We start from the raw sequence: 11,982 nt of genomic DNA, 5'->3' as shown, positions 1-11,982 counted from the left end.
GAAAATATACTATACAGTAGGTTCGCCCTGTGGCACTATCTTTTCTGCCCGGTCGAACGGGCGGAGTGGATGCGAGGAGGAGGACCAGGTGAGCAGCGTCACCGCAGGCCAGATGGGATTCACCGCGACCGAGAAGGTGACGTTCGGGCAGCCCGCCCGCGACGCCATTCTCGCGCAGGCGGAGGCGATGGGTGCGCGACGCGTGTTCCTGCTCGCCTCGGCGACATTGCGCAACGACACCGATGAGATCAGGCAGATCGAGGCGGCGCTGGGTGACCGTCATGCGGCGACCTACAGTGGCATCGCCCCGCACGCCCCGCGCAAGGACGTGCTCGCGGCGGCCGACGCCGCGCGCGACGCACGGGCCGATCTGATCGTCTCGATCGGCGGCGGTTCGGCCACCGATGCGGCCAAGATTGTTGCGCTGCTGATCAAGCACGACGTGCGGACCGTCGAGGCGTTCGAGCCGCTGCGGACCTATGTCGACGATGCCGGCAACGTCATCAACCCGATCACGGTCGGCCCCGATATCCGAGTGATCTGCGTGCCGACGACGCTGTCGGGCGGCGAGTTCAACGCGCTGTCGGGTGCGACCGACGAAGTCACGATGCACAAGCAGGGCTATGAGCATCGCAACATGGCGCCGATCATGGTCGTACTCGATCCGGCGATCACTGTGCACACGCCGCAATGGCTGTGGCTGTCGACCGGCGTGCGTTCGGTCGATCATGCGGTCGAGACGCTGGCCTCCTATCAGTCGAACGATTTCGCCGATGGTCTTGCCGACAATGCGCTGCGCCTGCTGGCGGAGGGCCTGCCTCGCGTGAAGGCCGATCCGTCCGATCTCGAAGGCCGGCTCAAATGCCAGATCGGCGCCTGGCAGTCGATGATCTCGATCATCGGCGGGGTTCCGATGGGTGCGAGCCACGCGATCGGGCATATCTTGGGCGGTACCTGCAACGTGCCGCACGGTCACTGCTCCTGCGTCATGTCGCCTTATGTGCTCGCGTGGAATGCCGAGCATGATGCGAGCCGCCAGGTCCGCATCAATGCCTGCCTCGGCAACACTCATGCGACCGCGTCGGAGAGCCTCGACGCCTTCATCCGGGGATTGGGCATGCCGCGCACGCTCTCGGAGGTCGGCGTATTGGAGGACCAGTTCCAGAGGGTAGCCGAATATACCATGCTTGATATATGGGGGAGGACCAATCCGAGGCCGGTCCGGTCCCCAGCGGACATCATGGAGATTCTAAGAAAAGCGGCATGACCAGATCCAGCGCTGCCTCCGTCAAGAAACAGGCCTCCGCCCCCGGAACGGGGCGCGAGATCAAGCCTGGTGTCGTGGCCTTCAAGCGCGCCCGCATCCTCGAGGAAGCGAGCGCCCTGTTCTTCGAGAAGGGCTATGAGGCGGCAACGCTGGAGATGCTGGCGGACCGACTGAGCGCGACCAAGCCGTTCCTCTACACCTATTTCAAAGGCAAGAGCGCCATTCTCAGCGCGATCTGCGAAGTGGGCGTGAAGGAGTCGCTGGCCGCGCTGGACCGGATGGCGGAAACCGAACGCACGTCGATCGACCTGCTCAAGGCGTCTCTGCGCGAAGTCGCGGAGATCATCGTGGCGCGACACGAATATCTGGTCGTGTACCAGCGCGAGATGATGAACCTCGAGCGGACCGATGCCCAGCGCATCCTGCGCCTGCGGCACGAGTTCGACCTGCGGATCGGCAAGCTCATCGACGATTGCGTGCGCGACGGTGATGTGACCGTCCCGGACGCCGCCGCGATGTCGGTCTGGATCGGCGGCCTGCTCAGCTGGATAACCTATTGCTATCGGCCAGGCAGCAAACGTTCGGCGGAAATGGTGGTCGACCAGGCGGTCGAGGCCTGTCTGCGGCTTATCGCCGTCGCCTGAACCAACTGCCTCCGGCCCATCGGGGATTTGGAGGTATCATGACAACCACTGCACCAGCGCGCCCGCGCGATTTCACCGATCCGCGCATCCCCAATCGGGATGAGTGCGTGCTGCGCTATCTTGTCGATCGCTGGGCGGTCGAGCGCGCCGACAAGACCCATGTCATCTTCGAGGATGGCGAGGAGTGGAGCTTCGCCGACGTCCGTCGGCTCGTCCGCGCCAAGGCGGCGGGATTGCGCAAGCTGGGCGTCAAGCAGGGCGATTTCGTCGCGGCCTGGCTGCCCAGCGGCCGCGACGCGCTGCTCGCCTTCTACGCGATCAACTATCTCGGCGCGGTATTCGTGCCCTTCAACACCGCCTATCGCGGCAATCTGCTGGCGCATGTCCTGTCCAATTCGGGTGCGGCGCTGATGGTCGTCCATCCCGATCTGGTCGGGCGCCTGCCCGAGGTCGACTGCGCCGAACTGCGCCAGCTGGTCGTGACGACCCAGGGAGCGGTTCCGGATATCGGCCTGCCGGTGACGCGCTTCGACGATCTCGACGGCGACGATGTCGGCGAGCTCGACCGGCCGATCCAGCCCTGGGACATCCAGTCGATCATCTACACCTCCGGCACCACCGGCCCGTCCAAGGGGGTGCTGTCCTCCTATCTCCACATGTTCTCGAACGCCGGCCCCGAATCCTGGCCGATGGTGGGCGAGGATGACCGCTATATGTGCGTAGCGCCGATCTTCCACATCGGTGGCATGGGCCCGCCCTTCGTGATGCTGGCGCGCGGTGCGTCGGTCGCGGTGATCGAAACCTTCTCGACCGACCGTTTCTGGGACATCGCCCGCAAGACGCAGTCGACCATGGTGTTCCTGCTGGGCGTCATGGCGACCTTCCTGATGAAGCAGCCGCCGTCGCCCGAGGACAAGACGCATGGTGTGCGCAAGGCCTTCATGGTGCCGCTGACCGACGACGCGCCGGCCTTTACCGAGCGGTTCGGGATCGACATCTACACCATCTTCAACATGACCGAGATTTCCTCGCCGATCGTGTCGGAGGCCAATCCGGTCAAGCGGGGCACCTGTGGCAAGGTGCGACCGCATGTCGAAGTGCGGCTGGTCGACGGCAATGATTGCGAGGTGCCGGTGGGCGCCATCGGCGAGATGCTGGTCCGCACCGACCGCCCCTGGGCGATGAACAGCGGCTATAACCGCAACCCGGAAGCGACCGCCAAGGCCTGGGCCAATGGCTGGTTCCACACCGGCGACGCCTTCCGACGCGACGAGGACGGCTATTATTATTTCGTCGACCGGGTGAAGGACGCGATCCGCCGCCGCGGCGAGAATATCTCCTCCTTCGAGGTCGAGGTCGAGGTCTGCGCACACCCGCATGTCCGCGAATGCGCGGCGATCGCGGTGCCGAGCGAATTCTCCGAGGACGAGGTGATGGTGATCGTGGCGCCGGTGCCCGGTTGCACGATCGACGTCGAGCATCTCGCCGCCTTCCTGATCGAGAAGATGCCCTATTTCATGGTGCCCCGCTACATCCGCATTCTCGACGAACTGCCCAAGACGCCTTCGGCCAAGGTGCTGAAGGCGGACCTGCGGCAGGAGGGCATCACCGCCGATACCTGGGACCGCGAGAAGGCCGGGATGCGCGTGCGCCGCGAGGTGTTCAAAGGCTGATCGGGCGCGAGGCCGGCGGGACGTGGGCGGTCTTTGGGAGAGGACGACGATATGAGCAACCATCCCGTGTTCGGGCCGAACCGGCTGAAGCTCGGCCTGTTCTGCATGAACACGCTGTCGGCGCTGACCACGGCGCCCGACATGTTCGCGGGCGACTGGGACGCCTGCGTCAGGCTCGCCCGCATGGCGGACGATGCGGGGCTGGAGGCGTTCGTCCCGATCGCGCGGTGGAAGGGCTATGTCGACGATGCTTTCGACCATCCGTCGAATGCGGTGTTCGAGCCTTTCACTTTCGCGGCGGGGATCGCGCAGGCCACGCGGCGCATCGGCGTGTTCGCCACGACGCACGCGCCGACCGTCCACCCGCTGATCGTCGCCAAGCAGGCGGCGACGGTCGACCATATAGCGCGCGGCCGATTTGCCATGAACGTGGTCGGCGGCTGGAACCGGCGCGAGTTCGACATGTTCGGCATCGACCTGCTCGATCATGAGCAGCGCTATGTCTATCTCGCCGAATGGCTCGCCATCGTCCGTCGGCTCTGGTCGGCGGATGCCGAGTTCGACGTTCAGAGCCGGCATTTCGCGATGAAGAAGGCGCTGTCGCGCCCGCAGCCGGTGCGTAGATCGGTTCCGATCATGAATGCGGGTTTCTCGCCGACCGGCATGCGCTTCGCGGCGGCGAACAGCGATATCGGGCTGATCGGCCTGTTCGGCGCCGACGAGGCGGCCTGGGCCGAGCAGATCGGCCAGTATAAGGCGCTGGCGCGCGAGCAGTTCGGCAAGGAGATCCAGGTCTGGACGAACGCACCGACGATCCTGCGCGACAGCGACGGCGATGCCGATCTATTGTATAGACATTATACCGAGGCCTGCGCCGACCAGGCCGCGATCGACAGCTTTGTGGGCACGCTGGCGCGCGAGAACAAGGTCGCGGAGGGCAGCGAGCAGATGGCCTTCCTGCGCCGCAACGCCGTGCTCGGATCGGGCTTCCCCCTGATCGGCTCGCCCGACAGCGTCGCGGAGCGGTTGCTCGCCTTGTCGCGCGCCGGGCTCGACGGGGTGATCATGAGCTTCGTCGATGCGATCGACGGCATGCACCGGGTCGAGCGCGACGTGCTCCCCCGCTTGCGGAAAGCCGGTCTCCGCGGCTGATCAGGCTGTTGTGACGGCTTGTCGTTCTACCGTTGCCGCACCGCTATAGACGGCCTCGGCAGCGGCGACGCGGTCGGCATAGCGCTTCATAGCGGCCAGCTTGACCGGTCCGAAACCACGGACCTCGGCGACAAGCGACAGCAGCTCTGCGGCGGCATCGGCGCGGGCCGGTGTCAGCGTTGAGACGACGCGCTCGACCAGCGCCTCATATTCCGCGACCAATTGCCGCTCCGCCCGGCGCTCGGCGGTCCAGCCGAAGATGTCGAGCGGCGTGCCGCGCAGGCCGCGCAGGCGTTTGAGCAGGCGAAACAGGGGCAGGGCGATGCGCGCCGAAATCTCCCGCTTGCGCGGCCGACCGTTCAGGCCGGGCCGGCTGAGCAGCGGCGGCGCGAGGTTGAAGCTGAGTGCGGCACCATCGGCGAAACCCTCGCGGAGTTCTGCGAGAAGGGCGGGGTCGCTTAGCAGCCGGGCGACCTCATATTCGTCCTTGATGGCCAACAGCCGGCCGAACTGGCGGGCGACGATCCGGGCGATCCCATCTGATCCGGGTGTCTTATCTCGTTCGACCGTGGCGACCCGTGCGACGACCGCGCGGTAGCGCTCGGCAAGCCGCTCGCTCTGATAGGCGGTGAGCCGACCTGCATGGAGATCGACGATCGCCTCGAGCGTCTCGGGCGGCGTCCCCGCGTCCTGAGGGGCGATGGACGGAAGCCGATCGGGGGCATGGACCGACAGGCGGCCGAGGCGAAACGCGGTGAGGTTGAGCGAGACCGCCACGCCGTTGAGTCGGATCGCCGTCTCGATCGCATCGACCCCAACCGGCAGCAGCCCCGCCTGCGCCGCGCGGCCGACCATCAGCATGTTGGCGGCGATGCTGTCGCCCATCAGTCCGACCGCCATGCCATTGGCGTCGAACGGATCGACGGCGTCGTCGCCGAGTTGCTTGCGCAGGCGGGCAAGCAGGATTGCGGGCTCCAGCCGGAAGTCGCGCTGAAACTGGAAGGCGACGGTTGGAACGACACCGGCATTGGCCAGCGCCCGCGTGCGGCCCTTGTGCAGGCTGCGCACCGCTTCGGCCGACAGCGCGGCGACGAGGTCGAAGGCGAGCAGCAGGTCGGCCTCGCCCTCACCGAGCCGCTGGCTGTGCAATTGCGCGGGATCGTCGGCGAAGCGCAGATGGCTGAACACCGCGCCATTCTTCTGCGCCAGGCCGGTCATGTCGAAGGCGGACGCGGCGCGCCCCTCGATATGCGCGGCCATTGCCAGCACCGCGCCGACGGTGATGACGCCGGTCCCGCCGATGCCCGCGATCATCATGCTGCTCGCCCCCGATCGCACGGCGGGGACGGGCATGTCGGCGAACAGCTCTTCGGACAGCGCGACCGCGGCCGGCTTGCGGGGCGCCGCGCCCTTCACCGTGACGAAGGACGGGCAGAAGCCCTCGTTGCAGCTATAATCCTTGTTGCAGCTCGACTGGTCGATCGCGCGCTTGGTACCCAGGGCGGTCTCGCGCGGCACGATGCTGACGCAGGTCGACTGGACCGAGCAGTCGCCGCAGCCCTCGCAGACCTCGGGCGCGATGACCATCCGCTTGGCCGGGTCCGCCATCGTCCCGCGCTTGCGGCGGCGGCGCTTCTCGGCGGCGCAGGTCTGTTCGTAGATCAGGACCGAGCAGCCGGTCACCTCGCGCAGCCGCCGCTGGACGCTGTCGAGGTCGTCGCGGTGGCCGATCGTGACGCCCGCCGGGAAGCCGCAATCCGCCCGGTGATGGTCGGGATTGTCGCTGAGAATGACGATATCCACTACGCCTTCGGCGTGCACCTGCTGCGCGATTTCGGCGACCGACAGCGGACCGTCGACCGGCTGGCCGCCCGTCATTGCCACGGCGTCGTTGTAAAGGATCTTGTAGGTGATGTTTGCGCCCGAGGCGACGGCGGCGCGGATCGCCAGCAGGCCCGAATGATAATAGGTCCCGTCGCCCATATTCTGGAACATGTGCGGCGTATCGGTGAACGGTGCGAGGCCGAGCCAGTTGCTGCCTTCGCCGCCCATCTGGGTGGGGAGCAGCGCTTCGTCGGGCCGGACGAAATTGGCCATGGTGTGGCAACCGATGCCGGTCATGCTGAGGCTGCCCTCGGGAATGCGCGTTGACCGGCTGTGCGGGCAGCCCGAGCAGAAATAGGGGCTGCGGCGGAGGTCGGCGTTCGCCGCCACAGCGGGGGCGGACGGGGCGGGGGCGTCCACCAGACCCGCGAGACGCGCGATCGCACGGGCAATGTCGCCGGGGTCGAGCGGCAGGGTGGACGAGAAAAGCGTGTGGCCCTGCGCGTCGCGCTTGCCGAGCAAAGCCGGTGCGGTCGGGCGATTGACGAGGGCGGACGCCAGTTGCTGTTCGACGAAGCTCTTTTTCTCCTCGACCACCAGCAGCGCCTCATGCCCATCGGCAAAGGCCGCAAGGCTCTCCCCGTCGAGCGGCCAGAGGTAGCCGATCTTGTACAGCGACAGCCCGGCAGAGGCAGCGGCCTCGTCGTCGAGGCCGAGCAGGTCGAGCGCCTGGCGGACGTCGGCGAAGCTCTTGCCCGCCGCCGCGATGGCCAGTCGTGGGCGTTCGGCGCGGAAGATGGCGCGATCGAGCCCATTGGCCCGGACATAGGACAGCACCGCCGGCAGGCGATGCTCGACCACGATCTGCTCGGCGCGCAGCGGATTGAACGGGCGGCGTCCGGCATGCAGCCCCTCGGGCGGCGCGCTATCGACCGCCGGCAAGACGGGGCGGAAGGCGGGCAGGTCGACATCGACGGTTGCGGTCTGCTCGACCACCTCGTTGACGCATTTTACGGCGACCCAGGAACCGCTGTGCCGCGACAGGGCGATGGCGTGCAGCCCGAAATGCTCGATCTCGCCGGCATGTGCCGGATAGAGAATCGGCACCATGCAGGCGGCCATCGACTGTTCGCTCTGAAAAGCGACGGTCGACGACTTGCCGGCATGGTCGTCGCCATAGAAGAGTACGACCCCGCCCTTGGCGTGGGCGCCGGCATAATTGCCGTGCCGGATGGCATCGAGCGAGCGGTCGACTCCGGGCCCCTTGCCGTACCAGGCCGAGAATACTCCCTCGAAGCGTGCGCCGGGAATCTGGTCGATCTGCTGCGTCCCCGCCACCGCCGTCGCCGCGAGGTCCTCGTTCACCCCTGGCTGGAAACAGACATCGGAGGCTTCAAGCCGCTGGCCGATCGACCAGAGCATGGTGTCGACATTGCCGAGCGGCGAGCCGCGATAGCCCGTGACATAGCCGGCGGTGCGCAAGCCGTCGCGGCGGTCGAGCCAGGCCTGACCGAGAAGGACGCGCCCGATCGCCTGCGTTCCGCTGACGAGGATGCGGCCGCTGCGCACCTCCCATTTGTCGTCAAGGCCGATCATCGCATTCTCTCCGGCAGATGCTGGAAGCTAGTATCAGCTTAAGGGTCATTCGATTGTCGCATATGCGACAGTGTTGGAGGCCGTCGACTTCTATGATTCGCGGAAAGGGAGGAGGCCAATTTGGCGCAGAAACATGAGATCGCAGCGCTGGAGCAGAGGGCATCGCGACGCCTGCTGGCTGCGGCGGCATGAGCGGTGGGCTTGCCACATTCGACTTCACCCAGTGGCTGAGCGCTGATGCACGCGCCGCATTGGCGGCTGCGGCGCGAACCCGCCGTCTGCCTGCCGGCGCCACCATCTATGCGCAGGGCGATGCAGGTGACGAGATGTTCCGCATCGTCAACGGCGTCGTCCGCCTGTCGGTGATGCAGCGCGATGGGCGCGAACTTCTGTTTCAACTGTTCCAGCCGGGCGACAGTTTCGGTACCAGCACGATCGTCGACGACGAACCCCGGCCGCAGACCGCCGAGGCCTATGAGGATGTCGAACTCGAAGTGTATTCGCGCAGGACTCTCGATGAGCTCCGTCGCGTCCATCCTTCGCTGAATGATGCTCTGCTCCGCCTGCTGTCGCGCCACATGCGGCTGCTGAGCGACTATTTTGCGGGCTTTGCCTTCGACGAGCTGTCCTGCCGCCTCGCACAGCGGATCCTCGGCGCGATCGACATGTTCGGGGTGGCGGTGCCCGGCGGCCACGGTTTTTCGCGGCCGATCAGCCAAAGCGAGTTGGCGCTGATGGTCGGTGGCACACGCCAGTCGGTGAACCGCGTGCTGCGCGATTTCAAGCGGGAGAAGCTGGTCGTGACGCGCGGCAACGCGCTGGTGGTGACCGATCTGCCGGCGATGCGCCGGATCGCCGCGCAGGGGTGGAAGCTGCGCCGTTTCGACGATGCCCCCGACGAGGCAAAAGACGATTGATGGAAGGAGAGGGCGGGATGACTGGCATGTTCGGGGAACGGCCACTGGCAGGCAGGACGGTGCTGGTCACGGGTGCATCGGCGGGATTGGGGCGGCATTTCGCGAAGCTCCTGGCAGGGGCGGGCGCGAGCCTGATCGCCGCCGCGCGCCGCGCCGACCGGCTTGATGCGGTCCGAGCCGAGATCGAGGAGGCTGGCGGCACGTGCCGCTGCATCACCATCGACCTGACCGATATGGAGGCGATCGCCGGTCTGGAAGCCGAACTCGGCGGAGTCGATGTGCTCGTCAACAATGCCGGCGCATCCCGGGCGGCGATGGCGCTCAAGCTGCGCGAGGCAGACTGGGACGTCGCGCTCGATACCAATCTGAAGGGGCTGTTCTTCCTGTCCCAGGCCTTTGCACGCGCGCGCAAGGCGGAGGGGAAAGCGGGGGCGATCGTCAACATCGCGTCGATCACCGGCCTGCGTCAGGGCGTCGGCCTGCTCCCTTATCATGTGTCCAAGGCGGGGGTGATCCAGCTGACCAAGACGCTGGCGCTCGAACTGGCGCCGGCCGGCATCCGGGTTAATGCCATCGCGCCTGGCTCCTTTCCGACCGAGATCACTGCGGGCTTCTGGGAATCGCCCGCGGGCCAGACGATGATGGCGCGCATTCCGCAAGGGCGGCTCGGCGAATTCGCGGACCTCGACGGGCCGATGCTGCTGCTCGCATCGGACGCATCGCGCTACATGACCGGATCAGTGATCGTGGTGGATGGCGGGCATAGCATAAGCGGTCTGTGATGCTTGCGGAAGCCGAAGGTCATTGACTCCATATACTCACCGGTAGATATATATTATCTATGGTATGGTTCCGCTGGAGGGGGCGGATTTCTTGGTTCCCGCGCACTATCGCGGGCATGGAGACAAGACGTTGAGCAACAGCACCGCACGCCCGATTTCCCCCGACATGGTCGACCGCGATCTCCTTCGCCGCGGCGTCGACGAAGCCAATATCCCGGCGCTGCTTATGTGCCTGGTCCAGCTGACCGGTGACGAGGCTTGGCTCGCCAAGCCCTATGCCCCCAATCGCGGCAAGGGCCTCGACGACAATGACAGCGGCGGGCTTTCGGACGAGATCCAGCGCGAGATTCGCGATGCCGCTTTCGCCGCGATCTCGATCTGGGTCGACGGCCAGCCGCTTGCGGTTGCGCGCCCGGCCAATGCCGATCTGGCACGGATGCTGAGCGTGGCCATGACCGAGGAGGTGCCTGCCGAATATGGCGACGTCGTCGCCTCTTCGCTCGGCTTTGATCCGGCTCCGTTGCCCGTTTCGTCCAGCCGTCCGCTGCAGGCGATCATCATCGGTGGCGGCATTTCGGGCATGGCGGCGGCGATGCAGTTGCAGCAGCGCGGGATCGCCTATCGGATCTTCGAGAAGAACGAGGATTTCGGCGGCACCTGGTGGGAAAACCGCTATCCGGGCTGCGGCGTCGACACACCCAACCTGACCTATACCTTCGCCTGCCGCCCCAATGACTGGAGCAAATATTTTCCGCTCCAGGAGGAGATCGAGCGCTATCTGCTCGATACGGCCAAATCGTTCAATCTCTATGAGAATGTCAGCTTCTCGACGATGGTGCTGAAGGCCGAATGGCAGGCCGAGGCAAACCGCTGGCGGGTCGTCGTGCGCGGCCCCGACGGCGTCGAGCAGGAGCATTTCGCCGATATCGTCCTTAGCGCGGTGGGCATCCTCAACATGCCGCTGATCCCGCAGATCAAGGGGCTCGAGAATTTCACCGGCCGGGTGGTCCATACCTGCCAGTGGCCCGACGACCTCGACCTCAAGGGCAAGCGCGTCGCGGTCGTGGGCAACGGTGCCTCGGCGATGCAGGTCGTCCCCGCGATCGCCGACGAGGTCGCCGAGATGACGATCTTCGCGCGCTCCAAGCAATGGGCGGCGCCTTTTCCGCAGTTCCGCAAGCCCGTGCCTGACGGCGTCCGCTATCTGATGAAGGTCTTCCCGCTCTATCGGGGCTGGGTCGAGCAGCGCCTGTCCTGGACGTTCAACGACCGGGTCCACGGCACGCTGTTCCGCGATCCGAACTGGCCGGCGCCCGAGCGCGCGGTCAACGCGATCAACGATGGCCACCGCGAGTTCTTCACGCGCTATGTCCGCCAGCAGCTGGAAGGGCGCGAGGATCTCGTCTCGCTGGTCCTCCCCGACTATCCGCCCTTCGCGAAGCGGATGCTGCTCGACAATGGCTGGTACCGCACCTTGCTCAAGCCGCATGTCGAACTGATCCCCGAGCGCCTCGCCGAGGTGAAGGGCGGGACGCTGGTCGCGAGCGGCGGCAAGGCGGTCGAGGTCGACGTCCTGATCCTCGCCACCGGCTATCAGGCATCGAACGTCCTCGGCTCCTATGACGTGATCGGGCGCGAGGGCCGCGTGCTGCGCGACTATTGGGACGGCGACAATGCCGCAGCCTATCTCGGCACGCTGGTTCCGGGCTTCCCCAATTTCTTCATCCTGCTCGGGCCGAATGTCGGTTCGGGCCATGGCGGCAGCATGATCCGCAACATCGAGAACCAGGCCCATTATGCGATGAGCCTGATCGAGACGATGGTCGAGAAGGGCGCCAGCGCGGTCGAGGTGCGCGAGGACGTCTATCGGGATTATGTCGCGCGGCTGGATGCGGCGCATGAGAAGCTCGTCTGGACCCATCCGGGAACCGAGAACTGGTACCGCAATTCGCGTGGCCGGGTCGTGGCGATCACGCCGTGGCGCAACGACGCCTTCTGGCGGATGACGCGCAAGGCTAAGGTCGAGGATCTGCTCCTCGACGGAGCCGGCGCGAAGGCCGACGCAGAACTGACCGCCTGACCGCGCAGCAGCGCGGCGGGCGGGGGCCGGCAACGACCGGCTCGCGA

Annotated in this window: 8 protein-coding genes; 7 read left to right on the top strand and 1 reads right to left on the bottom strand. The window is 66.1% G+C overall.

Features of this window, described 5'->3' with window-relative positions; all coding sequences use genetic code 11:
- The first annotated feature begins 88 nt into the window (after nt 1-88).
- The 4 genes from ACNI3R_RS11155 to ACNI3R_RS11140 are packed head-to-tail and all read left to right on the top strand — an operon-like array spanning nt 89 to nt 4,736.
- Nucleotides 89-1,267: an iron-containing alcohol dehydrogenase gene (locus ACNI3R_RS11155; protein WP_426183244.1), complete on the top strand. Its 1,179-nt coding sequence runs from the start codon at nt 89-91 to the stop codon at nt 1,265-1,267.
- A complete protein-coding gene (locus ACNI3R_RS11150; RefSeq protein WP_296623267.1) occupies nt 1,264-1,911 on the top strand; it encodes a TetR/AcrR family transcriptional regulator in 648 nt (215 codons plus the stop codon). The genes ACNI3R_RS11155 and ACNI3R_RS11150 overlap by 4 nt, the downstream gene beginning before the upstream one ends.
- A gap of 38 nt (nt 1,912-1,949) precedes the next feature.
- The gene (locus tag ACNI3R_RS11145) at nt 1,950-3,584 is read left to right on the top strand and encodes an AMP-binding protein (protein ID WP_426183242.1); all 1,635 of its coding nucleotides are present in this window, start codon (nt 1,950-1,952) and stop codon (nt 3,582-3,584) included.
- Between the two features lie 51 nt (nt 3,585-3,635).
- Entirely contained in the window at nt 3,636-4,736 is a 1,101-nt protein-coding gene (locus ACNI3R_RS11140; protein ID WP_426183240.1) for an LLM class flavin-dependent oxidoreductase, read from the top strand.
- On the opposite strand, the gene ACNI3R_RS11135 is transcribed toward ACNI3R_RS11140, so the two are convergent.
- Nucleotides 4,737-8,156: an indolepyruvate ferredoxin oxidoreductase family protein gene (locus ACNI3R_RS11135; RefSeq protein ID WP_426183238.1), complete on the bottom strand. Its 3,420-nt coding sequence runs from the start codon at nt 8,154-8,156 to the stop codon at nt 4,737-4,739.
- Between the two features lie 188 nt (nt 8,157-8,344).
- Here ACNI3R_RS11135 and ACNI3R_RS11130 point away from each other — a divergent pair, with 188 nt between their 5' ends.
- From ACNI3R_RS11130 to ACNI3R_RS11120, 3 genes are all read left to right on the top strand, one after another.
- Nucleotides 8,345-9,073, top strand: a complete 729-nt coding sequence (locus ACNI3R_RS11130) for a Crp/Fnr family transcriptional regulator (protein ID WP_426183236.1) — start codon at nt 8,345-8,347, stop codon at nt 9,071-9,073.
- Nucleotides 9,074-9,090: 17 nt separating this feature from the next.
- Nucleotides 9,091-9,855 (top strand): SDR family NAD(P)-dependent oxidoreductase, encoded by a 765-nt coding sequence (locus tag ACNI3R_RS11125; RefSeq protein ID WP_426183234.1) that lies wholly within the window; start codon nt 9,091-9,093, stop codon nt 9,853-9,855.
- 130 nt (nt 9,856-9,985) lie between these two features.
- Entirely contained in the window at nt 9,986-11,935 is a 1,950-nt protein-coding gene (locus tag ACNI3R_RS11120) for a flavin-containing monooxygenase (RefSeq protein ID WP_426183232.1), read from the top strand.
- Nucleotides 11,936-11,982: the final 47 nt, after the last annotated feature.

The sequence above is a fragment of the Rhizorhabdus antheiae genome (genome assembly GCF_049889055.1).
Lineage (GTDB): Bacteria > Pseudomonadota > Alphaproteobacteria > Sphingomonadales > Sphingomonadaceae > Rhizorhabdus.
The sequence above is the reverse complement of the archived record's forward strand: the minus strand, read 5'-3'. Positions and strand labels throughout refer to the sequence as shown.